The following is a 22584-nucleotide window of genomic DNA, read 5'->3' on the forward strand; positions in this document are numbered from 1 at the left end:
AGCGTCAAGGCGAGTAGAGCACTTTGCCAGAACAGGGGCAATTGCCCCCGACCAAAGTCGGATTCCCGGCAAAGCTCCCGGTTGCCGTGCAGCTTGCGCGCGTTGCGCCGTCTCGTTGCGCGGGTGGGCCAGGACCGCAAAACTACGGCACAAACCTACGTATAGCTCGCACAACCCTAGTTCTAGCGCGCATTTACCTCCGTACAATTGAGCGATGCGGTGCAGGCGGCCTAGTTTTGCGGTCAATCGAGAGGAGACGATTGCGGAGCACATTCGCTGAAAGGCTCGGGGTGTTGCCCCCAAAGAGCCAGGCTCCGCATCCGCCCCTGACTTGCCGGACGAATTGGCGGTCACGATTGAGAAGCCGCATTTTCCGTGACGACCGTGGCGACCCGAGCTTGCGCACAAGGAAGCCGGGACCCCTGAGAGGTCAAGAGGAGAGGATGATGTGCGATAGCCCAGAGCATTCCGAGCGCCGTCCCGAGACCAAAGGCTGTGCCGTCTGCACGGCGAAGTTTGGCCTGATCCGATACTATTCCTGGCGGACGCCGCTCTGCTCGAGGAAATGTCTCGACCGGTTCAGGGCGCGCCGCGAGCGCGACCGCCGCTGGTTGTTCCGATATCAGGCGGCCTGAGGACCAGCCGCCGCGCCTGCCACCTCAGGCAATTTCTTCGTCGGGAGGCTGCGTTGAACCGTACCTGCAAGCTCCTGTTGGCGATCGCGCTGCCGCTTCCGCTGGTGACGGGCGTGGAGGCCGACGAAGCCGGAGGGGATGGGCCACATCGTCACCATCCGCCCCAGGATCAACTGCTGCACGAGAAGTTCTATTCGAGCTGGCACATGCCGGACAATCCGGTTCTGAGCTGCTGCAACAATGCCGATTGCTACCCGACCGAGATTCGCTACGTCGACGGCAGGATCTACGCGCGGCGCCGGGAAGACGGCAAATACATCCTGATCCCGTCCCAGAAGGTCGAGCGCAACAGGGACAATCCCGATGGCCGCAACCATATCTGCGCGCCACCGCCGTCCGCCTCTCTGGTCGACTTGGTCTACTGTTTCGCGTTGGGAGGTGCCACGTGAGATTCATATTGGTGAACGGCAGAACCCCGTTCCGCAAGACGTCGTGCCTTTGGTGCTGCGAGGAGATCGATGGTGGCTATCTGCGGGACGCCAGGACGCTGCTGCGCTACTGCGGCTACGAGTGCTTCGCACTTCATCACGAGGCCGCGCCGTTGATCGAGGGACGTACGCGCGCGGCATCTTGAGCCGTCAGGCTGGCAGGACGCATTCGGCAGGAGAGGACACGGCATTGAGATTCATGCTCGTCAATCAGGAACATCCCTGCCACGGCGTCTGCGGCGCATGCGCGCGGCCGCTGGGTGCGAGTTACGTCCGGCATGTGTCCAAGCAAGAGCGGTATTGCGACTACGGTTGCTACCGTCAGCAGACGGCCATGGACATGCTGTGGCCCCGCAGCCCGTTCGAGGCGTTCGCGGTGCTGACGGCGATCTCGAGCTGGGGCTGGATGATTCAGATGGGCGCGCTGTCGCGCTCATTGGCCGAGGCATATCTGCGCGAGTACGACCTTCTGACCATGGAAGGAGGTGACGGCTAGCTCGATGACGGCCGCGCAGAACAGTCGGCCGCAGTCACCGCGTCCAGCCCGCGCCGCGTCCAGCCCCGGCGGTGGCGAGGCTAGGGCGAGGGGGCTGCGGCCGATCCCGTTGGTGCCGCGCTCACTTCCTGCGTCGTGACGCGCTGGTCGGACTTGCCGGCGATCATGCTGCTGCCCTCGAACCTGGCGCGGTACACCAGCACGTTCTCCATCACGCGCTGGACGTAGTTGCGCGTCTCCGACAGCGGAATGCGCTCGACCCAGTCGACCGGATCGACCTTGGGATCCCTGGGGTCGCCGCGCGCCTGCACCCATTCGCGCACGCGGCCGCGGCCGGCATTGTAGCCGGCAAAGGTCATGATCTGGTTGCCGCGATATTCCGACAGCAGCGCGCTGAGCTCGGCCGCGCCCATTTGCGTGTTGTAGACGGGATCGGAGACCATCTTGTCCCAGTCGTAAGTCAGGCCAAAGCGCTTGGCGGTGTCGCGGCCGGCTTCAGGCGTCACCTGCATCAGCCCGACCGCATTGGCCGGCGACTTGTCGCGCTGGTCGAACGAGCTTTCGGTGCGCGCCACCGAATAGATCACGCTGGTCTCGATCGCGGGCGCGACCTGCTGGTGCTCGGGGATGCCGATGGTCGGAAAAGCGTAATGGTCGAGGGCGAGCCCGCGCGCCAGCGCCGACTTGCCGACCTCCAGCATCACGCGCGCATCGCGGCGCTGTCCGGCGAGTTCGCCGAGGCCCTCGAGGGCCGCCACGTCGGTGCTCTCTCTGGCGAAATCCTCGGCGTAATAGAACACCGTGTCGCGCTCGCCGATGCCGTAGAGCATGTCGGCGGCGCGCACGCGCTCGTCTGCGGGCGGGGTGTCGAGCGCGGCCAGCACGGGCGAGGGCGGTCGCAGCTCGATGCGATCGAGGCCGAGCTTTGCGCGCGCAAGCTGGCCGTAATAGGCGGTCGGATAGCGCGCGGCCGCCCGGTAGCTCATGCGCGCATCGGCCGTCGCCCCCATCGCCTCGGCGGCACGGCCGCGCCAGTAATGGGCGCGCGACAGCGCGATCGGATTGGCCGAGCCTTCGTCGATGGCGGCGAAGTGCACCATCGCCGCCTGGGGATCGCCGAGGAAGCGCAGCGCGATCCAGCCGCACATGAAATGATAATCGACGCGGTAGACTTCCTTCTCGGGCACCGCGGCGGTGCGCACCACGTCATACGCCGTCTTGAACTTGCCCTGGTCGAGCAGCTTGCGCGCGAGCAGGCGACGCTCGCGCCACCAGGCGTCGGTGTCCTGCGCGGCCATGGTGTCGGGCGCGGCGGCCAGGATCACCTCGGCGGCGTCGTCGATGCGGTCCTTCTGGAGGTGCCATTGGGCGCGGCACAGCACATAGCCGAGATCGCGGCGCGCTTCAGTCGGTACGTCCTCGAGATCATCCTTGGCCTTGCTGGCCTTGCCGGTGACGGCGGCGCAAGCCTTGACGATCGCCAGCGCATCCTCGCCGAGCCGTTTTGCCGCGCGCCGCGCACCGGCATAGTCCTTGGCGCCGAGCCGCTTGTCCATGCGGGCGCGATGATCCTCGGAGTTGAGCAGATCGCGGAACGCTTCGTAGGAATCCTCCTCGCTCCGCTCGGACAATTCGTCAGTGCGCCAGGCCTCGCGCACGAGCCGGGTAGCCCTGTCGACGTCGCCTTCAGCGAGCAGCACGCGGGCGAGGGCGAACTTGCCCTTGGCGCTGGTCGGGCGGTCCATGGTGAATTTGTGCACGGTGGCCGCGTCGGCCTTCTCCTGCCACAGCCGCGCCTCGGCGCGGCGGCGGAGCAGGGCGCTGCTCGGCCAACCCGGATTGGCGGCAAGGAAGGCGGCATAACGCTTGAAATTCGCCGTGCTCTCGGAATGGCGCAGCATGAACCAGTCGGCGAGCTTCTGACCGGCGGGATCAGTGATGCGGTCGCGCGCCGCGCTCGCGTCATCCGTCTTGCCCTTGCGCGCGAGGTCGATCGCATCCTTCAGCGCGGCGAGGTCGCCGGTGAGGGGCGGGGCGGCCGGTTTCTCTGATGGCTCGTCGCCGGTCTTCTTCGACTTGCGCTTGGCCTCGGCATGCTTGCCGTGACGGGACTTGGCCACGGCATGTCGCTGCTTGCCGGCTTTCGCCTCATGCGACTTTTTCGGCGCAGACGATTTGTGGCTGCTCTTCGCCGCCAGCTCGGTGGGGAGGAGGGCCATTGCGGCCACGGCAACGAGACACGCGAGCGAGCGTAGGCACTGGTTCATCCCATGGTCCCCCTGCGAAACCACTACAAACCAAGGTCCGCGACGACATGCGGCTTGAGAATCAACGACATCGAGAACGATGCCACGGCATCGTTTCGCATTCCTCACGCTGTCGCAACAATGCGGCAAAATACGGATGTGACGAGGGAACTTCCGCTGGGGGGCAGTTCCTTTAACCTTTGTTAACGATCCGGGCTCGCGCGACGACCGGCCATGGTCTGGGCGCCAGGAGGAACCAGATTGCGCGTGTTCCCGCAGCAAGATCCGGTGTATGGAGTTCCCTTGCTCCGTCCCTTTGGCCTTTGTCCCCTGCAGCTATGCCGATTTTCAACCAGTCGATCAGGCGCAAGATCGTCGGTATCGCCCTCGGATTGATCGTCCTGATGCTGGTCACCTCGATCCTGTCGATGGTGATGTCGAGCCAGGTCGGCGTCCTGCTCGACGAGCTGACCAACCGCTACATCCCGGCCTATGGCGATCTCGCGCGCGTCAACATCCGCTCGCTGGAGCGATCGGTGGCGCTGCGGCGGATGATCATGACGAAGATGCAGGCGTCCTCGGACGAGGAGGCCTATGCGGCGCGCCTTCGCGAGTTCGAGGACGCCGACCGCAAGATCGAGGAGGAGGCCGAGCGCGCGCGCAAGCTGATCAACGCGATCATAGACGACCCTCGCACGCCGTCCGACAACGCCGCGCTGGCACGGATCGAGACCCGCATCGAGACCGCCGTCGGCGAGCTGCGCCGCGATCAGAAGGAGAGCCACGCGAAACTCCTCAACCAGATCGACGCACAGCAGATGGCGGAAGCGCGCATCACGCTCGAGCATATCGACGCGCTGCGCGACCAGTTCAACCAGAAGATCGATGCGATCCGGGCCGATATGCTCAAGCAGGTCTTCGCCAGCACGTCGCAGGTGATCGGCCATCAGCACCAAGCGATCATCGTCTCTGGCATCGTGACGTTGCTCGCGGCGATCGTCGGCTTTGCCTTTGCGCTCCTGGTGTCCAGCGGCATCACGCGCCCGGTGCGGCTGCTGCTCGCCGGCACCCGCGAGGTCGAGGCCGGCCGCTTCGACAAGACCATCACCGTCTCCACGCAGGACGAGATCGGCGAGCTCGCCGCGGCTTTCAACCGCATGACCGAGCAGCTCAGGCACAATGAGCGCATCCGCGAGACCTTTGGCCGCTACATCGATCCCAAGGTGGTGCAGGGGCTGATCGACCGGCCCGAGGTCGCGATCGACGGCGAGCGCCGGGTCATGACCATCATGTTCTGCGACATGAGCGGCTTCACCTCGATGAGCGAGGGCATGACCCCGCGCGGCCTCGTCAGGGTGATGAACCACTATTTCACGGTGATGTCCGGACCGATCAGGGGTAATCGCGGCATCATCGACAAATATATCGGCGACGCCATCATGTCCTATTGGGGCCCGCCCTTCATCGAGGAAGACGAGCAGGCGCTCCTGGCCGGCATCGCCGCAACCGAGATGGTCGACCAGGTGCCCGCGCTGCAGAAGCAGCTGCCCGACCTGCTCGGCATCCGCGCCATGCCGGCGCCGTGTGACCTGCGGATCGGCATCGCCACCGGCGAGGTCCTGACCGGCAGCATCGGCTCCGAGCTGATGATGAGCTTCACCGTGATGGGCGACGCCGTGAACCTGGCCTCGCGGCTGGAGGCCGTCAACAAGGTCTACGGAACCCGCATCCTGATCTCGCAGGCAACTGCTGACGCGATCGGAGCGCGGCTCGAATTGCGCGAGATCGATCGTCTGGCGGTCGCGGGCCAGAGCGCGCCGCAGCCGATCTTCGAGGTGATGGCGCGGGCGGGCGCACTCACCGGCGCGCAGGACAGCCTGCGCACGCATTATGCCGAAGCGCTCGCCGCCTATCGGGCCCGCCGCTTCGACGAGGCGCGCGCCGCCTTCAACGCCGCGCTCGAAGCCGTCCCCGGCGACGGCCCCTCGCGCACGATGCTCGGCCGCATCGCGCAGTTCGAGGCCAAGCCGCCGGAAGAGGGGTGGGACGGCGCCTGGCGGCTGGAGCAGAAATAGCCGTTTTTGTTGCGCCAGCTCGCCCTGTCCGGAAAAAACGTTTCTACTCGATAACGATGTTCGCCGTGACCTATTTCCCGGGCTTAGGTTGGATGTCCTTGAGGCGTTTGACGGGGACACGCCGATGACGGAACTTCAGGACAGGCTGGAACGGTTCGAGACGCTCACCGCCGAATGCGAGCTGATCGCCAAGCTCGCCACCGACAGCACCAAGCGCGAGTTCTATCTGAAACTCTCGGAGCAATACCGTCAGCTGGCGGTGGACATGCGGCAGGCGATCGCGACCAAGGCTGCTGCCTGACGCCGGCTGCAATCCGTTCTTAAGGTTTGGCGCGCATCCTTGACCTCGCGAGCGATCGCTCGTGGTGGAAAGGCCGGGGTTCGCTGCAATGCAGCGCACCTCGCGAGTGTCATTTGCCATGCTTGACAGGGCAATCACATGCGCCTCGTTGCCGTGATCATATTCGCGCTCATGACGGCGGCCTGCGACCAGGAGCAGGATATCACCGGCTCGACGCCGACCTGCCCGATGCGGAACTACAGCTACAATCCCCGCGACATGAACCAGTGCGTCAATGCCTGCAAATCGTGCGATCGCGGCACCACGGTCACCTGCACGACCTCCTGCACCCTCAAGGGCGCGCGCTGAGCGCACCGCCTTCTGCCTTGTAGGGATGCAACCAGTGGAATGGGCGGTGCCTGGGCACCGGAACGATTCACATGGGTCAATCATTGAAGCAAGTGGGCAGGACGCGGAGTCCGATGGAAATGGGTATGCTCGATCCCGGCCGGTTTCTGGTGTCGTGCTCGCATTGCGATGCCTGGCCGATGGCAGCCAACGTGAAGCGGTCGAGTTGGACGGCGTCTCCACACGAGGTGCGCTTTGTCTGCACGCGCTGCCGGCGCGAGGAGACCGCGATCGTCTCGGCCTCCGGCGAATTGACCCCGATCAAGCGCGTCGATGTTCCGCCGCGCGACGTCGCTGCCGCCTGGGCCCAGGCGCAACGGGTGCGAGGGCGGACCTGAGCGGCCGGCACCTAACGGTCGATTGACTCCCGGGGCGAACGGCTCGTAAATGATCGGCGACGGTTCTCCTCATGGAGATCAAAAGGGAATGTGGTGCGGGATTGTCCCAACGCCGGGATTATCTCAACGCCACGGCTGCCCCCGCAACTGTAAGCGGTGAATCTTTCGTCTCATGCCACTGGGAAACTCGGTCCTGGGAAGGCGACGCAAGGTCACGACCCGCGAGCCAGGAGACCTGCCGTCAGCCGTGGTCACACGCGAAGATGTCGGTCGGGGAGTACAGACATTAGCTTCACCGGAGCAATCCATCGCTCTGCCGTGAAACCTCGTTCGCTGTGACGTGCCACTGACGTCATACCGAGGTTACCATTGTGTCCCGTCTCGTCTCTGCCGCCAGGCGCTTTGCCGCCGGCCTGCTCGCATCCGTTTCCCTGCATTCGCTCGATCCGTCCTCCGCCTTCGCCCAGCAGGCGCTTGCCGAGCAATTGCCGCCGATCGAGGTGACCAGGTCCGACGATCAGAACCGAACGCGCGCCAGGGCGATCGGCGATGGCGAGGCGGGGGTGAGGACGAATGTCGCGCCGGCAGGCAATGGCGCCGGCTCATCCGGCTCCGGCGGTGAGGCTGCCGCCGGCAGCGGCGGCATCGTCGGGGCCGCGACGACCGTCATCACGGCAGCCGATATCGCGCATTCGCCATCGCAGACGCTCGCCGAGATCATTGCGACGCAAACGCCGGGGGCCCAGATCACGACGTTCTATGGCGGCCAGATCGGCGCCAAGACCAGCGTGGACCTGCGTGGCTTCGGCGCCTTTGCCACTGCCAACACGCTGGTGCTGGTCAACGGCCGGCGGCTGAACGACGTCGACATGGCGCAGGTGGATCTCTCCACCATCCCGCTCAATTCCATCGAGCGCATCGAGGTGACGCGCGGCAATTCCGGCGCGGTGCTCTATGGCGACAACGCGGTCGGCGGTGTGATCAACATCGTCACCAAAAACGGCGTCGGCGGACCGCCCGTGACCGCGCGCATCGAGGCCGGCTTCGGCTCGTTCAACACCAGGCTCGGCAACGTGTCGACCTCGCTCAATTCCGGTCGGTGGTCGACCTCGTTCTACGGCAATACGGTCAGGACCGATGGCTATCGCGACAACAACCGCTATTCCCAGCAGAATGGCGTCGGCAATCTCAATTACACCACGCCAGGCCTGACTGCTTTTCTCACGGTTACCGGTGATAATCAGGAGCTGCGACTGCCGGGCGGCCGCACCGTCGATCCCTCGATCGGCCTCGACGAGCTCAGGGCCAACCGGCGAGGGACCAGCACGCTGTTCAACTACGCCAACCAGCAGGGTTTTGGCGCGACTGCGGGTTTCACCAAGACCCTGATCAGCGGCGTCGATCTCATCGTCGACGGCGGCGTGCGCGACAAGAAGCAGCAGAGTGCATTCTTTTCCAGCCCGACGCCGGTTCCGGCCTTCTTCTCGTCGACCTATGTCGGTTCCCATCTGACGACATGGTCGATCACGCCGCGGCTCAGCGTGAAGAGCCTGCTGCTCGGCATGCCGTCGCAGCTTCTGACCGGCATCGACTATTACGATGCGAGCTTTGAGCAGAACCGCGGCGCCGGGCAGGGGCTCGCCCCCTGGCACAATTACGACCTCAGGCAGCAGACGGTTGCGGGTTATTTCCAGCACACATTGGGAATCGCCCCCACGACAGACATCTCCTACGGCGCGCGGTTGCAGAACGTCAGTCTTGCGGCACGCGACAATTTCGACCCGGCAGCTCCGTTCAACGCCGACATCGGCGCGTTGCCGCTGACGAGCAACGAGACCCAATATGCGCTGCATCTCGGCGCCGAGCATCGCCTGAACGACCAGGTCTCGCTGTTCGGCCGCGTAGCGCGCGCGTTCCGCACGCCTGATGTCGACGAGCGCCTGTCCTCAGGGCCTTCGTTCGATCCCTTGACCTTCGCTGCGATCCCGCAAACGTTCCAGCTCAAGACCCAGACCTCGCAGGACATCGAGGGCGGTGTTCGCATCAAGGGCGGCGGGTTGCAGCTGCAGAGCAGTCTCTATCTGATGGATCTCACCAACGAGGTCCATTTCAATCCGGTCCTGTTCTACAACACAAATCTTGATCCGACCCGCCGCTACGGCTCTGAGACCAGTCTGTCCTATCGCGTCAACGACGCCCTGCTGCTGCGCTCCGGCGTGGCCTATACAAGTGCGGTCTTCCGCGAAGGTATCTGGGCCGGCAACGACGTGCCGCTGGTCTCGCGCTACACGGCGAGTGCGGGTGTCACCTGGAACATCTGGCAGAATTACGTGGTGCTCGATGCCACCGCGCGCTTCTGGAGCGAGCGTCGCATGGACAACGACCAGGCGGGCACCCAGAAGCCGATCCCCGCCAACGGCACGATCGATCTCAAGCTCAGCGGCCAGGTTGAGCGCTACTTCTGGTCCCTCAGCGTCAACAATGTGCTGAACGCGCTCTACTACGACTACGCCATCGCGAGCACCTTCACGGACGGCCGCTTCAGCGCCTATCCGCTGCCCGGCCGCACCTATCTGCTCAAGGCCGGCGCAACGTTCTGATTTTCGCCAGGGCCGTCACACGCCCTCAAACGGACTAGAATTCGAAGAGAAGGAGATTCAACCATGGCTCTCGGCATCCTGCCGTCTGGTGACGATCGCTCCCGGCTTCACCCGGTCGCGCCGCGCCTTGCGCCGATGTTCTGCTTTGCGCTGCTGACGGCGTCATGCGCGCTCGCAAGCTTTGCGTTCGCGTGCGCCACGCCGTTCGCGGCCTTCGCCGTCATTGCCGCGGCGATGCTGCCGCAGCGTCCGGCGCTGCTCGTCGTCACCGGCGCCTGGCTCGTCAACCAGATCATCGGTTTCGGCGTGCTGCATTATCCCGTTGATGCCAGCACGATTGCCTGGGGCTTCGTCATCGGCGCGGCTGCGCTTCTGGCGACCGCGGCAGCTTCGGCGGTGCTCGGCCTGCTGCCGCAGGGCCGCACGCCGTTGGCGCTGCCGATCACGCTCATCGCCGCCTACGGGATTTACGAGATCGCGCTGCTCGCCGCGACGCCGTTCCTCGGCGGCGAGGGCGCCTTCACCGCCGCCATCGTGACGCGCATCGCTCTGACCTGCGCCGTCTGGCTCGCCGGCCTCGTCGCGATCTGCGAGATCGTCCGTCTGGTCGACCCGGCCGGACGCAAGCGTGCGATGTCGGCCTGAGCGGCCGCTCGTGGCCGTAGCCTGTGTCGCCCTCTGTCAATCCGCGTCGCTGAAAATATTCCACTTTACCGAAATTCGGTTTCGGCGTATGTGTGGTCCATCCCGGCTCACCAAGAGGGGCGATCATGTGTCGTCACGCATCGCGAGCCGGGCTTGCGGTGGACGCGGCAGCGTCGGCACGAGAGGCGCGGGCAGGGCGGGGTGTCCCTGTGAGCCCGAGGCTTCGTGCGACGAGCGGCGCTGTCAGGCTTCGTCTCGTCTGTAAGTTTCCGGCTTCGTCGACAGGGCCAGGAAAAACTGCGGCGAAATGGCGGGCCGCGCGTACGGCAAAACCGTGTGGTCCTGGCCGTCGTTGCTACGGTCAAGCTTCCGCGGAGGTGCGAGCGAGCCCAACCGGGCAGACTGCATCATCCAATTCGCGGGGCGAGGGAGGCCAGAAGGAATGGTCGGCTCCCGGGAGATCACGGCATAAGCCGTCCAGCCACCGCGCAGGGAAGGCCGAGTGATCGGCCACACCTGTATGCTGCTGTGCGGTTCTTTCTGCGTGTGCATTTCGCGCAGCGGACCGCGGGTGCGAGCCAGCACCCGGCCTTCCCTGCGCCCTCTTGGATTGGAGGGTGGAGAGTTGAATCAAAGCTCGGGCGAAATCCGCCGCGAGGACGCGAAGACGTGTCTACGATTTAAATGCAGGTTGGAGGAGTGCCGCCACCTCATACTCCGTCATTGCCGAGCAGGAGAGAGCCTACGTCAAACTCTCGTCTCGTGCCTCGGACGCAGCGCAGCGCCCCGGCGATGCGAAAGCATCGTCCGGTGCGCTGCAGAGCCGGGGCCCATGTCTCCGCGAGCGCTATCTGTGGTTTCTGGGTCCCGGCTCTGCGCCGCAACGCTCGCGCGTTGCGACTTGTCCGGGATACGGGAGGGAGTAGCCAACGAGCGGAAGGGCACACCGACTCACTTGCGCACGCCTGGTCGCCGAGGAGGAGTTGGGCGCAGTGTGCGTGCCACAAAATCTGAAGTTGTGGATCGTCATCTTCCTGAGGGTATTGCAGTAATCCAACCCGTGTCTTCCCGGTAACGATTGTGCTGTCTCCGCAACACTCATCCCGGATTTAACCCTCATCACCGGCGGTTCGCATCGCCGCCGCTTTTTGGCCACACCCGAACATGAATAAAATCACTCTAATGTTTTACGGGCAGCGGCGGTCTTCGAAGGGCCACGAGAAAATCCCAAGGTCGATTCAAATCTTGGCTCTGATTTTTCGGGTCTGAAAGGGTTGACCGAGGAAACTGGTTTGCGATGAACGCGAAGACCGACATCAAGCAGAGGCTGCCGAGCCGTCACGTGACGGAAGGCCCTGCGCGCGCGCCGCATCGGTCCTATTTCTACGCCATGGGTCTGACCACCCAGCAGATCCACCAGCCTTTCGTCGGCGTTGCCTCCTGCTGGAATGAAGCCGCTCCCTGCAACATCGCGTTGATGCGCCAGGCGCAGGCGGTGAAGAAGGGCGTGGCGTCGGCCGGCGGCACCCCGCGTGAGTTCTGCACCATCACCGTCACCGACGGCATCGCCATGGGGCATGACGGCATGCGCTCCTCGCTGCCGTCGCGCGAATGCATCGCCGACTCCGTCGAGCTGACCGTCCGCGGCCATGCCTATGACGCCCTGGTCGGGCTCGCCGGCTGCGACAAGTCGCTGCCGGGCATGATGATGGCCATGGTCCGCCTCAACGTGCCCTCGATCTTCATCTATGGCGGCTCGATCCTGCCCGGCACTTTCCGCGGGCAGCAGGTCACCGTGCAGGACATGTTCGAGGCCGTCGGCAAGCATTCGGTCGGCGCCATGTCGGACGAAGACCTCGACGAGATCGAACGCGTGGCGTGCCCCTCGGCGGGCGCCTGCGGCGCGCAGTTCACCGCCAACACCATGGCGACCGTGTCCGAGGCGATCGGCCTCGCACTGCCTTACTCGGCCGGTGCCCCGGCCCCCTATGAAATCCGCGACGCCTTCTGCATGACCGCGGGCGAGCAGGTGATGGACCTGATCGCCCAAAACATCCGGCCGCGCGACATCGTCACCCGCAAGGCGCTGGAGAATGCCGCCGCCGTGGTCGCCGCCTCTGGCGGCTCGACCAATGCTGCGCTGCACCTACCGGCGATCGCGCATGAGTGTGGCATCAAGTTCGACCTGTTCGACGTTGCCGAAATCTTCAAAAAGACACCATATGTCGCGGATTTGAAGCCGGGTGGCCGTTATGTCGCCAAAGACATGTTTGAAGTAGGTGGCATACCGCTTCTGATGAAGACGCTGCTCGACAACGGCTTCCTGCACGGTGATTGCCTTACCGTCACGGGCCGTACGATCGCCGAAAACCTCAAGAGCGTGAAGTGGAATCCGCACCAGGACGTGGTGCACCCGGCAGACAAGCCCATCACCGTGACAGGCGGTGTGGTCGGTCTGAAGGGCAATCTGGCGCCAGAAGGTGCGATCGTGAAAGTCGCGGGAATGTCCAACCTCAGGTTTACCGGTCCGGCCAGGTGCTTCGACCGCGAGGAGGATGCTTTCGAGGCGGTCCAGAAGCGCACCTACCGCGAAGGCGAAGTCATCGTGATCCGCTACGAGGGGCCCAAGGGCGGCCCCGGCATGCGGGAAATGCTCCAGACCACCGCGGCGCTGACCGGCCAGGGCATGGGCGGCAAGATCGCGCTCATCACCGACGGCCGCTTCTCGGGCGCCACCCGCGGCTTCTGCATCGGCCATGTCGGGCCGGAAGCTGCCATTGGCGGCCCGATCGGGCTGCTCGAGGACGGCGACATCATCGAGATCGACGCGGTCGCCGGTACCCTTAACGTAAAATTGAGCGACGCCGAGCTCGCCCAGCGCAAGACCAAATGGACCGCTCGCGCGACTAACCACACGTCGGGTGCGCTCTGGAAATATGCTCAACAGGTTGGACCAGCGGTCGGGGGGGCAGTGACCCATCCGGGCGGCGCGCACGAGAAACAGTGCTATGCGGACATCTAGGCGTGCCATAGTTGCGTTTGTGTTGGGGGTCGGTGCGCTGGCCGCGCCGGCGCTTGCCTTCGACGGGGCTCCGGTCAACCCGAAGGACGCGACCATCCCGGTCGTGACCACCTTGCCGGGGAGCGCGGCGACCGCACGCGGCAAGGTCGCGCCGGCGGCCGTGCCTCAGGCGACCTCGCTTAGTGCGCTGCAATATGCCGCCGAGGGTGGTCACCCCATCGCGCAGTGGAAGCTCGGCCGCATGTACGCCAATGGCGACGGTGTCGCCCAGGACGATCTGCGTGCCTTCGAATATTTCAGCCGGATCGCCAATGCGCATGCCGAGGACAGCCCGTCGGCACCGCAGGCGCAGATCGTGGCCAACGCCTTCGTCGCGCTCGGCCGCTACTATCTGAGCGGCATCCCGAACTCGAAGGTCAAGTCGGACCCGGAGCGGGCGCGGGAGATGTTCTCCTATGCTGCCTCCTATTTCGGCAATGCCGACGCGCAATACGATCTCGCCCGGCTCTACCTGAAGACGCCGGACGCCTCGCGCGAGGATTTCCGCTACGGCGCGCGCTGGCTCGGCCTCGCCGCGCAGAAGGGCCAGCACGAGGCGCAGGCGCTGCTCGGCCAGATGCTGTTCAACGGCGACCGTCTGCCGCGACAGGCCGCGCGCGGCCTGATGTGGCTGACGCTGGCGCGCGACAGCGCCGGTGCCGACGAGACCTGGATCAAGGAAAGCTACAGCCGCGCCTTCGCCAAGGCCTCCGACGACGACCGCGCCATGTGCCTGCAAATGCTGGAACAGTGGGTGCAGGGCGGCCGCCGCGAGTAGGGCGGCAACTCGGTGCCGGTAGGGTGGGCAAAGCGCAGCGCGCCCACCAACTCTGCGGACGTTAGGCTGCCTCCAGATCCAGATCCGCCCACACCGGCACGTGGTCCGAGGGCTTCTCCCAGCCGCGCACATAGCTGTCGATCCCGACATTGGCCAGCCGGTCGCTGGCCTGTGGCGACAGCAGCAGATGGTCGATCCGCAGGCCCTGGTTCTTCTGCCAGGCCCCGGCCTGGTAGTCCCAGAAGGTGTAAAGCCCGGGTTCATCCGTGACGGCCCGCAAGGCATCGGTGAGGCCGAGGCCGAGCAGGGACTGAAAGCTCTCCCGCGTCTCGGGCTTGAACAGGGCGTCCTCGGTCCAGGCGGCCGGATTGTGCACGTCGCGGGCGTGCGGGATGACGTTGAAATCGCCGGCGAGGATCAGCGGCTCCTCGGTCTTGAGGCGCTCTTTCGAATAGTCAAGAAGCCGGGACATCCATTTGAGCTTGTAGGGATATTTCTCCGTCCCGACCGGATTGCCATTGGGCAGATAAAGGCAGGCGATGCGCAGCACCCCGCGCTTGAGCGTGACCACACCCTCGATGAATCGGGCATGGGCGTCCTCGTCGTCGCCGGCGAGCCCCGACTTGGTCTCGTCGAACCGGAGCTTGGAGAGCAGCGCGACGCCATTGAACGTCTTCTGCCCGTGCGTGACCACGTTGTAGCCGAGCGCCTCGATCTCGAGCCGCGGGAAGGCCTCGTCGACGCATTTGATCTCCTGGAGGCAGACGATGTCCGGCTGGCACTCCCTCAGCCAGGTCAGCAGGAGGTCGATCCGCTGCCGGACCGAGTTCACGTTCCAGGTGGCAACTCTGATGGTCATGTCGGCGGGCTCCGGGCAGGGGCCATGGTTAGAACAAACTGCAAACGCGCCCGTCAAGGACGCCGCAAAATCTCCCACAAAATTAACCCGGCTTAAGCAGGCGGCAGGCCATTGATCGTCAAAAGGTTCCGCGAATGGGATGGCCGGACAAATCGATGAAGCGAACCGAGCCGCGTGACGGCCTGATCGGCGCGTTCCTGTATTGGCTCGGCGGCTTCGAGATCGAGGACGGCCTGACCGCCGATCTCAGCGAGCGCGAGATTCGCCGCATCCGCGCCAAGCAGATCGACGCCGTAACGCGGCTGATCCCCGTGACGATGGCGGTGACGATGCTGAACGTCGCCATCGTGCTGATCCTGTTCTGGGGCCGGGGATGGAACGACTTCCTCGCGATCTGGGGCCTGACGCTCGCCGCCACCGCCTCGCTCGCGGTGCGCGCCTGGCGGCGGTCGCATCAGAACCCGCCGCAGGAGGCCTCGCCCCGCGCCGCGCGGCAGATGCTGCGGCAGGCGGTCTTGCTCGCCGCGATCTGGGGCGCGTTGCCGCTCGCTCTGTTCAGCCGCATCGAGCCGACCAGCCAGCTGATCCTGGCCTGCCTGATGGTCGGCATGATGTCGGGCGGCGCCTTCACGCTGTCGACGTTCCCGCGCGCCGGCCTCGTCTATCTCGCCACCATGACGACCGCCTGCGCCGGGGCGCTATTGCTCTGCGGCGCCGGGCCGTATCTGGTGACGGCGGTGTTCCTGCTGCTGTTCGCATTCTTCATGGCGCGCAGCATCGTCTCGCAGGGCAATCTGTTCCTCGGCAATCTCAAGGCCCAGCTCGAACTCGAACGCCAGACCGAGATCATCTCGCTGCTGCTGAAGGACTTCCAGGAGAACGCCAGCGACTGGCTGTGGCAGACCGATGCCGAAGGGCATCTGGTCGATGTGCCCGAGCGCTTCGCGGACGTCGCTCAGTTGCCGCTGCCGCTATTGAAGGGATCGCATTTCGCCGACGTGCTCGACATGCTGTGCCCCGAGGACAAGAGCGCGGCCTACAACGTCGTCGGCCTGATGGAGCAGAACGAGCCGCTGCACGAGATGAACCTCAAGGTCGTCGCCGGCGGCGAGGCGCGGCTGTGGTCGCTGACGGCCAAGCCGGCCTATGATCGCGAGGGACAATTTTTGGGCTATCGCGGCTTCGGCCGCGACGTGACCGAACGCTGGCGCGCGGAAAAGGCCGAGGCCGAGAGCCGCGCCAAGTCGGACTTCCTCGCCGTGATGAGCCACGAGATCCGCACGCCCATGAACGGCGTGCTCGGGCTTGCCAGCATGCTGCTCGAAACCAAGCTCGATCCGGAGCAGCGCGAGGCCGTGACCACGATCCGCGAGTCCGGCGACAATCTCCAGCGCATCCTCAACGACATCCTCGACCTGTCCAAGCTCGAGGCCGGGCGCTTCACCTTCGAAGTGATCGACTTCGCCCCGCAGGCGCTGGTGGAGGCTGTCGTGACCGTGGTCCGCGCGAGCGCCAAGGGCAAGGGGCTGACGGTCAAGCTGGCACTCGACCCGAACCTGCCGCCGACGCTGCGCGGCGACGTCGCGCGCATCCGCCAGGTGCTGCTCAACCTCGCGTCCAACGCGGTGAAGTTCACCGATGAAGGCGAGGTGACGATCTCGGCGACCTGCCAGGCGCGCCGCGATCTGCTGGCGACCGTCGAATGGACGGTGACCGACAGCGGCATCGGCATCGCCCCCGAAAAGCTTGGCCAGCTCTTCAGCGACTTCGCGCAGGCCGACGCCTCGATCAGCCGCCGCTTCGGCGGCACCGGGCTCGGGCTTGCGATCTCCCGGCGCATCATCGAGCAGATGGGCGGCACCATCGGCGTCACCTCGACGCCGGGCGAGGGATCGACCTTCCGCTTCACGCTGGTCCTGCCCTGGAGCCAGGCGCAGGCCTCCGAGCAGACGGCCGGCCACGATGAGGCCGACGAGCTCAAGACCCGTATCGCCGGTCTCGATCGGCCGCTGAAGGTGCTGGTCGCGGAGGACGATGCGGTCAACCGCATGGTCGTGAGCAAGATGTTGGGGGCCTTCGACGTCGAGCTGCGCGTCGTCACCGACGGCACCGAAGCCGTCGCGGCAGCATCCGAAGGCAATTACGATGTGGTGCTGATGGACGTGCGCATGCCCGACATGGACGGGCTTGCCGCCACCCGCGCGATCCGCGCGCAAGGCGGGCGCTGCGAAGCTTTGCCGATCGTCGCGCTGACCGCCAATGCCTTCCCCGAGGACGTCAGGATCTGCCGCGAGGCGGGCATGTCGGACTTCCTCGCCAAGCCGCTGCGCAAGCCGGCGCTGGTCGCGGCCTTGCTGCGTGCGCTCGACGGCCACGTGATGTCCGAGGACGCGCCGCTGCAGCCGGAACTGTTGCCGGCCGAGATGGAGTGGACGGATGAGGAGAAACAGATAACCGGCGTTTAGCCGGTCAGACCGAGAAGCTGGTGCCGCAGCCGCAGGATGCCGTTGCGTTCGGATTGTTGACGCGGAACGAGGCGCCGATCAGATCGTCGACGAAATCGACCTGCGACCCCGCCAGGAATGGCTGCGAGGCGGAATCGACCAGCACCACCGCATGGTCCTGCTCGATCACGAGATCGTCGTCGGTTCGCGCACGGTCGATGTCGAATTTGTACTGGAAACCCGAGCAGCCGCCGCCCTCGACCGAGATGCGCAGCATCGCGCCAGAGCCTTCGCCCTTGAGGATCTCCCCAATCCGGCGTGCGGCGCGGTCACTGATGGTCACGTCGGTCGTCATGGCTCGTCTCCGATAGTCCCGCGGTCATACCAGGTTCACTTGCCCAATTCATTTGGTATCCCGCGTCCGGCATAGTTAAGTGCAAGGATACGCAGAATCAAATGGATAGGGACTAAATTCGTCGTGTCCGTCGGAATGGCTGCCCCCCATGCGCCCTATGCCTGCGATCCCGACCGCAGCCGCGGCCGGCTGGTCGCGGAGCCGCCGAGCCGGACCCGCAGCCCGTTCCGGCGGGATTGCGACCGGGTGATCCACTCCACCGCGTTCCGCCGCCTGAAGTACAAGACCCAGGTGTTCGTGTTCCACGAGGGCGACCACTACCGCACCCGGCTGACCCATTCGCTGGAGGTGGCGCAGATCGCCCGTGCGCTGGCCCGGCAGCTCGGGTTGGACGAGGATCTCACCGAAACCCTGGCGCTGGCCCACGATCTCGGTCATCCCCCGTTCGGCCATGCCGGCGAGCGGGCGCTGGACGCCTGCCTGAAGGATTTTGGCGGCTTCGACCACAACGCCCAGACGCTCCGCGTCGTCGCTTCGCTCGAGCATCGCTACCCCGATTTCGACGGGCTCAACCTGACCTGGGAGTCGCTGGAGGGCATCGTCAAGCATAACGGTCCGCTGACCGACCGCAGCGGCGCGCCGGTGGGGCGCTATCGCGAGCACGGCATTCCCGTCGGCATCGCCGACTATATCGAGACCTACGACCTCGAATTGTGGAGCTTCGCCTCACTGGAGGCGCAGGTCGCCGCCATCGCCGACGACATCGCCTATGACGCCCACGACATCGACGATGGTCTGCGTGCCGGCCTGTTCCATCTCGACGATCTCAAGGTGATGCCGCTCACGGCTGAGATCATCGCCGAGACCTCGGCGCACTATCCCGACCTCGAAGACCTCAGGCGCGGTGCCGAGCTGGTGCGCGAGCTGATCTCGCACCTGATCGGTGCGGTGTTCGCGCAGGCGCAGAAGAACCTCGCCGCGGTGAAGCCCCAATCGGCCCAGGATGTCCGCCAGCAGAGCCGGGCGCTGGTCGCATTTCCGGCCGAGGTCGCCGAGGAGGAGGCCGCCATCAAGACCTTCCTCTACCAGCACATGTACCGTCACAAGCGGGTGATGCGGGTGATGGGGGAGGCGGAGCAGATCCTGTTCGACCTGTTCGCGAAATACCTGAAATCCCCGGGCGAGCTGCCGCCGGAATGGCTCTCGGGGGCGGAGGCTGACAATGAGGGTGACCGGGCCCGCCGGATCGGCAATTTCATTGCCGGAATGACCGACCGTTTCGCCCTGACCGAGCACCAGCGGCTTTTTGACTCGACCCCGGATTTGCGTTAGGCGGCGGCCATGCCCGACACATCCTCAGCACTGCATTTGTTCGCCGACGTGCTTGCACGCGTGCACGCCGCCTGCCGTACGCTGGCGGCGGAAGCCAACTGGCCCGAGGGCATCGATTTCTCGCGCGTGGTGGTCGAGCCGCCGCGCGATCCCTCCCATGGCGACATGGCGACCAACGCCGCCATGGTGCTGGCGAAAGAGGCAAAGGCCAAGCCGCGCGACCTCGCCGAGCAGATCGCCGAGCGGCTGCGCGCGGACGCGCTGATCGCCAAGGTCGACGTCGCCGGTCCCGGCTTCATCAATCTGACGCTGCAGCCCGCTGCCTGGGCCGAGGCGCTGCGGATGGTCCTGCGCGAGGGCGCCGATTACGGCCGCGTCCGCGGCGGCTCCAAGGTCAATATTGAATACGTCTCGGCCAATCCGACCGGGCCGATGCATGTCGGCCATTGCCGCGGCGCCGTGTTTGGCGACGCGCTGGCGAGCCTGCTCCGTTTCGCAGGCCACGACGTCGCGCGCGAATATTACATCAACGACGCCGGCGCCCAGGTCGACGTGCTCGCGCGCTCCGCGTTCCTGCGGTACCGCGAGGCGCTCGGCGAGGACATCGGTGCGATCCCGGAAGGCCTCTATCCGGGCGACTATCTGAAGCCGGTCGGCGCGGCGCTGGCGAAAGAGCACGGCGACAAGCTCCTCGCGATGAGCGAGGTCGAATGGCTGCCGACGGTGCGCGCCAAGGCGATCGCGATGATGATGGACGAGATCAAGGACGATCTCGCCGCCCTCAACATCCGTCATGATGTGTTTTTCTCGGAGCGCTCGCTGATCGAGACCGGCAACAACAAGGTTGCCGAGACCATCGATTTCCTGAAGGCCAAGGGCGACGTCTACGAAGGCCGCCTGCCGCCGCCAAAGGGCGCGCCGGTCGAGGATTGGGAAGACCGCGAGCAGCTGCTGTTCAAGGCGACGGCTTACGGCGACGACGTCGATCGTCCGCTGATCAAGTCGGACAATTCCTACACCTACTTCGCCGCCGACATCGCCTACCACAAGAACAAGTTCGACCGCGGCTTTGCGGAAATGATCGACGTCTGGGGCGCCGACCATGGCGGCTATATCAAGCGCATGCAGGCGGCGGTAAAGGCGACGACGTCGGGCAAGGGCTCGCTCGACGTCAAGATCGTCCAGCTCGTCAAGTTGCTGCGCAACGGCGAGCCGGTGAAAATGTCCAAGCGGAGCGGGGACTTCGTCACCTTGCGTGAGGTGGTGGATGAGGTCGGCCAGGACGCCGTCCGCTTCATGATGCTCTACAGGAAGAACGACGCCGTGCTCGACTTCGACCTCGCCAAGGTCATGGAACAGTCGCGCGACAACCCGGTGTTCTACGTCCAGTACGGCCACGCTCGCGGCCACTCGATCTTCCGCAACGCGCGGACGGAGGTGTTCCCGGAACTGCCGGAGGATGCCGGCGAGCGGATCGCCTGGCTCGCTGAGTCGGCGGTGGAACGGCTCTCAGACCCCGTCGAGCTCGACCTGCTCAAGCGTCTCGCAATATTTCCGCGCATGCTGGAAGCCGCAGCCGCGGCCCACGAGCCGCACCGAATTGCCTTTTATCTCTATGATTTAGCCAGCGAATTTCATGCACTTTGGACGAAGGGGCGCGATTTGCCCTATTTACGCTTCATTATCAATAATGATGCAGAGCTTACAAAGGCGCGACTGGCCATGGTCCAGGGCGTCGTCTCGGTTCTGGCATCGGGCCTCGCCATCCTCGGCGTCCATGCTCCGAACGAGATGCGGTAGTTTGGGGCGAACTACTTAAGGGGAATATCGGGGGTAACCGGCAGAAGCCGGATCGCTTAGACTTGGTTGAAAGCCTTGTGGGTCGAAAGCCGTGCCTTGGTCGAGGGGCGCGCGGCTTTCCCGAAGGGACGCATCATCACGATGGCCGAACGATATCAGGACAGACCGTTGCCCTCCGATGACTATGGTCGCGGCGGCGCCCAGCATGGCAAGGCGGAGAGCGATCCCTTAGCCGAGCTCGCCCGCCTGATCGGACAGACCGATCCGTTCGCAGCTCAGGGGCGGCCCGGCGCACATCCGCCGGCAGCCCCCGCGCCCGCGCAGGGCTATCAGGACGACGACTATCGGCAAGAGGATCGACAGGACGATTATCAACAGGACTATGCCGAGCAGGCCCCCCCGGCGCAGCCCGGGCCGCCCTCATGGATGCGGCGGGCCAACGTGCAGCCGCAGCCGGCGCCAGCTCCCGAGCCAGACTATCCCGTGTCCGTAAACCCGGTCCACCCGTTGCACCGCTATTCAGCCCAGCCTGCCGCGCCCGAGCCTGAACTTCATCAGCCCCAGGCTTATCAGGATCACGCCTATCAGGCGCAATCCTACCAGGATCAGGCCTCCCAGCAGGATCAGGCTTACCAGCAACAGGCCTATCAGGAGCCACATCAGCAGCCCGATCCGGCGCGTTACGACGATGCGCTCTACGGCCGGCTGGAGGCAGGCGAGCAGGATTATCAGCGCGATCCCGCCTATCCCGACGATCCCTACGCGTATCAGAGCGACTATCCGGAGGCGGAGCTCGAAGAGCCCAAGAAGCAGCGCGGTGGCATGATGACGGTCGCAGCGATCCTGGCGCTTGCCGTGGTCGGCACCGGCGCCGCCTTCGCCTACAAGACCTATGTCGGCTCGCCCCGCAGCGGTGAGCCGCCGATCATCAAGGCCGACAACACCCCGACCAAGATCGTGCCGGCGCCGACGGATTCCTCGGCCAAGGTGCCGGATCGCATGGTGAGCGGCGATGGCACCGAGAAGATCGTGCCGCGGGAAGAGGCGCCGGTCGACGTCAACGCCAAGGCGGGCGGTCCTCGCGTGGTGTTCCCGCCGCTGAACCAGAATGCGAACCCGCCGTCGGTGGCGAGCGTGTCGCCGTCTGCGGTGCCGCCGCCGAGCACGGGCGCGAGCAACGGCACGATGTCGAACAATTCGCCGCGCCCGATCAGGACTGTCGCCGTGAAGGGCGATCAGACCGACAGCGCCACGCCGCAATCGGCCGCTGCCGCCAGGCCAACGGCTGCGCCGAAGCCTGTGGCTGCGCCCGTTGCGCCGGTCGCGCCGCGCAATCCGCCGACCTCGGCCAATGCCAGCGCCAACCAGCCGATGTCGCTGGCGCCGCAATCGGTCCCGGCAGCCGAACCGCCGCAGCGGATGGCTGCGACCACCCCGACGCAAATCGCGCCCGCCAGCAGCGGCGGTGGCGGCTACATCGTGCAGGTCTCCTCGCAGCAGAGCGAGGATAGCGCGGCCGCGTCGTATCGCGTGCTTCAGAGCAAATATGGCAGCGTGCTCGGCTCCCGTTCGCCGGTGATCAAGCGGGTCGACCTCAGCGACAAGGGCAAGGGGGTCGTCTACCGCGCCTTCGCTGGGCCCTATGGTTCGGCAGAGGAAGCGACGCACGCCTGCAACAGCCTGAAGTCCGCAGGCTTGTCCGCCTGCTTCGTCCAGAGGAATTAACGGCCGTTTCCTTGACCCC

18 protein-coding genes and 1 riboswitch are annotated in these 22584 nt (G+C 65.3%); of the genes, 15 read left to right on the forward strand and 3 right to left on the reverse strand.

Features of this window, described 5'->3' with window-relative positions; translation table 11 throughout:
• Positions 1-688 precede the first annotated feature (688 nt).
• Genes GDN70_RS19405 through GDN70_RS35005 form a run of 3 tightly spaced genes read left to right on the forward strand, consistent with a single transcriptional unit; the run spans position 689 to position 1619 of the window.
• Complete coding sequence (locus tag GDN70_RS19405) at positions 689-1084, forward strand: hypothetical protein (RefSeq protein ID WP_038949825.1); 396 nt, start codon at positions 689-691, stop codon at positions 1082-1084.
• Complete coding sequence (locus GDN70_RS35000; protein WP_049801976.1) at positions 1081-1269, forward strand: hypothetical protein; 189 nt, start codon at positions 1081-1083, stop codon at positions 1267-1269. The genes GDN70_RS19405 and GDN70_RS35000 overlap by 4 nt, the downstream gene beginning before the upstream one ends.
• A gap of 44 nt (positions 1270-1313) precedes the next feature.
• Positions 1314-1619 carry a hypothetical protein gene (locus GDN70_RS35005; RefSeq protein WP_244625800.1) on the forward strand — a complete coding sequence of 102 codons (306 nt, stop codon included), beginning with the start codon at positions 1314-1316 and terminating at the stop codon, positions 1617-1619.
• 80 nt (positions 1620-1699) lie between these two features.
• Here the strand turns inward: GDN70_RS35005 and GDN70_RS19415 are convergent, their stop codons facing one another.
• Positions 1700-3886, reverse strand: coding sequence for a transglycosylase SLT domain-containing protein (locus GDN70_RS19415; protein ID WP_152102904.1), 2187 nt, complete (start codon positions 3884-3886; stop codon positions 1700-1702).
• A 317-nt stretch (positions 3887-4203) separates the two neighbouring features.
• On the opposite strand from GDN70_RS19415, the gene GDN70_RS19420 reads away from it, so the two are divergent.
• The 8 genes from GDN70_RS19420 (at position 4204) to GDN70_RS19460 (ending at position 14050) form a co-directional block, all read left to right on the forward strand.
• Positions 4204-5940, forward strand: a complete 1737-nt coding sequence (locus GDN70_RS19420; protein ID WP_028141610.1) for an adenylate/guanylate cyclase domain-containing protein — start codon at positions 4204-4206, stop codon at positions 5938-5940.
• Positions 5941-6064: 124 nt separating this feature from the next.
• A complete protein-coding gene (locus GDN70_RS35010; RefSeq protein ID WP_018320305.1) occupies positions 6065-6241 on the forward strand; it encodes a hypothetical protein in 177 nt (58 codons plus the stop codon).
• A gap of 138 nt (positions 6242-6379) precedes the next feature.
• Positions 6380-6589, forward strand: a complete 210-nt coding sequence (locus GDN70_RS19425) for a hypothetical protein (RefSeq protein WP_028141611.1) — start codon at positions 6380-6382, stop codon at positions 6587-6589.
• Positions 6590-6702: 113 nt separating this feature from the next.
• The gene (locus GDN70_RS19430; protein WP_240536374.1) at positions 6703-6966 is read left to right on the forward strand and encodes a hypothetical protein; all 264 of its coding nucleotides are present in this window, start codon (positions 6703-6705) and stop codon (positions 6964-6966) included.
• A gap of 43 nt (positions 6967-7009) precedes the next feature.
• Positions 7010-7224: riboswitch (cobalamin riboswitch) on the forward strand.
• Positions 7225-7337: 113 nt separating this feature from the next.
• The gene (locus GDN70_RS19435; protein WP_152102905.1) at positions 7338-9566 is read left to right on the forward strand and encodes a TonB-dependent receptor; all 2229 of its coding nucleotides are present in this window, start codon (positions 7338-7340) and stop codon (positions 9564-9566) included.
• 63 nt (positions 9567-9629) lie between these two features.
• Positions 9630-10211, forward strand: coding sequence for a hypothetical protein (locus GDN70_RS19440; protein WP_028141614.1), 582 nt, complete (start codon positions 9630-9632; stop codon positions 10209-10211).
• A 1297-nt stretch (positions 10212-11508) separates the two neighbouring features.
• Positions 11509-13233: a dihydroxy-acid dehydratase gene (ilvD, locus tag GDN70_RS19455; protein WP_028145391.1), complete on the forward strand. Its 1725-nt coding sequence runs from the start codon at positions 11509-11511 to the stop codon at positions 13231-13233.
• Entirely contained in the window at positions 13220-14050 is an 831-nt protein-coding gene (locus GDN70_RS19460; RefSeq protein WP_028145390.1) for a tetratricopeptide repeat protein, read from the forward strand. The genes ilvD and GDN70_RS19460 overlap by 14 nt, the downstream gene beginning before the upstream one ends.
• A gap of 61 nt (positions 14051-14111) precedes the next feature.
• Here the strand turns inward: GDN70_RS19460 and xth are convergent, their stop codons facing one another.
• The gene (gene xth, locus GDN70_RS19465; RefSeq protein WP_038949167.1) at positions 14112-14909 is read right to left on the reverse strand and encodes an exodeoxyribonuclease III; all 798 of its coding nucleotides are present in this window, start codon (positions 14907-14909) and stop codon (positions 14112-14114) included.
• Between the two features lie 134 nt (positions 14910-15043).
• Between xth and GDN70_RS19470 the strand changes: the two genes are divergently transcribed.
• Positions 15044-17374, forward strand: a complete 2331-nt coding sequence (locus tag GDN70_RS19470) for an ATP-binding protein (RefSeq protein ID WP_028145388.1) — start codon at positions 15044-15046, stop codon at positions 17372-17374.
• 4 nt (positions 17375-17378) lie between these two features.
• On the opposite strand, the gene erpA is transcribed toward GDN70_RS19470, so the two are convergent.
• A complete protein-coding gene (gene erpA / locus GDN70_RS19475; RefSeq protein WP_028145387.1) occupies positions 17379-17708 on the reverse strand; it encodes an iron-sulfur cluster insertion protein ErpA in 330 nt (109 codons plus the stop codon).
• Between the two features lie 123 nt (positions 17709-17831).
• On the opposite strand from erpA, the gene GDN70_RS19480 reads away from it, so the two are divergent.
• From GDN70_RS19480 to GDN70_RS19495, 3 genes are all read left to right on the forward strand, one after another.
• Positions 17832-19040, forward strand: a complete 1209-nt coding sequence (locus GDN70_RS19480; RefSeq protein WP_038949165.1) for a deoxyguanosinetriphosphate triphosphohydrolase — start codon at positions 17832-17834, stop codon at positions 19038-19040.
• Between the two features lie 9 nt (positions 19041-19049).
• Positions 19050-20840 (forward strand): arginine--tRNA ligase, encoded by a 1791-nt coding sequence (gene argS / locus GDN70_RS19485; protein ID WP_038949164.1) that lies wholly within the window; start codon positions 19050-19052, stop codon positions 20838-20840.
• Positions 20841-20981: 141 nt separating this feature from the next.
• Positions 20982-22565 carry an SPOR domain-containing protein gene (locus GDN70_RS19495; protein ID WP_028145384.1) on the forward strand — a complete coding sequence of 528 codons (1584 nt, stop codon included), beginning with the start codon at positions 20982-20984 and terminating at the stop codon, positions 22563-22565.
• The last annotated feature ends 19 nt before the right edge of the window (positions 22566-22584 follow it).

It is taken from the genome of Bradyrhizobium sp. TM102, from assembly GCF_009176685.1.
GTDB classification, from domain to species: Bacteria; Pseudomonadota; Alphaproteobacteria; order Rhizobiales; family Xanthobacteraceae; genus Bradyrhizobium; species Bradyrhizobium ottawaense.

What these genes read in the sequence shown, in the direction of transcription:
- GDN70_RS19430 (WP_240536374.1), top strand. Translation starts at nt 6,703, where the DNA reads ATGGAAATGGGTATGCTCGATCCCGGCCGGTTTCTGGTGTCGTGCTCG.
- GDN70_RS19420 (WP_028141610.1), top strand. Translation starts at nt 4,204, where the DNA reads ATGCCGATTTTCAACCAGTCGATCAGGCGCAAGATCGTCGGTATCGCC.
- GDN70_RS19440 (WP_028141614.1), top strand. Translation starts at nt 9,630, where the DNA reads ATGGCTCTCGGCATCCTGCCGTCTGGTGACGATCGCTCCCGGCTTCAC.
- GDN70_RS19495 (WP_028145384.1), top strand. Translation starts at nt 20,982, where the DNA reads ATGGCCGAACGATATCAGGACAGACCGTTGCCCTCCGATGACTATGGT.
- GDN70_RS35010 (WP_018320305.1), top strand. Translation starts at nt 6,065, where the DNA reads ATGACGGAACTTCAGGACAGGCTGGAACGGTTCGAGACGCTCACCGCC.
- erpA (WP_028145387.1), bottom strand. Translation starts at nt 17,708, where the DNA reads ATGACGACCGACGTGACCATCAGTGACCGCGCCGCACGCCGGATTGGG.
- GDN70_RS19425 (WP_028141611.1), top strand. Translation starts at nt 6,380, where the DNA reads ATGCGCCTCGTTGCCGTGATCATATTCGCGCTCATGACGGCGGCCTGC.
- xth (WP_038949167.1), bottom strand. Translation starts at nt 14,909, where the DNA reads ATGACCATCAGAGTTGCCACCTGGAACGTGAACTCGGTCCGGCAGCGG.
- GDN70_RS19415 (WP_152102904.1), bottom strand. Translation starts at nt 3,886, where the DNA reads ATGAACCAGTGCCTACGCTCGCTCGCGTGTCTCGTTGCCGTGGCCGCA.
- GDN70_RS19470 (WP_028145388.1), top strand. Translation starts at nt 15,044, where the DNA reads ATGGGATGGCCGGACAAATCGATGAAGCGAACCGAGCCGCGTGACGGC.
- ilvD (WP_028145391.1), top strand. Translation starts at nt 11,509, where the DNA reads ATGAACGCGAAGACCGACATCAAGCAGAGGCTGCCGAGCCGTCACGTG.
- GDN70_RS19460 (WP_028145390.1), top strand. Translation starts at nt 13,220, where the DNA reads ATGCGGACATCTAGGCGTGCCATAGTTGCGTTTGTGTTGGGGGTCGGT.
- argS (WP_038949164.1), top strand. Translation starts at nt 19,050, where the DNA reads ATGCCCGACACATCCTCAGCACTGCATTTGTTCGCCGACGTGCTTGCA.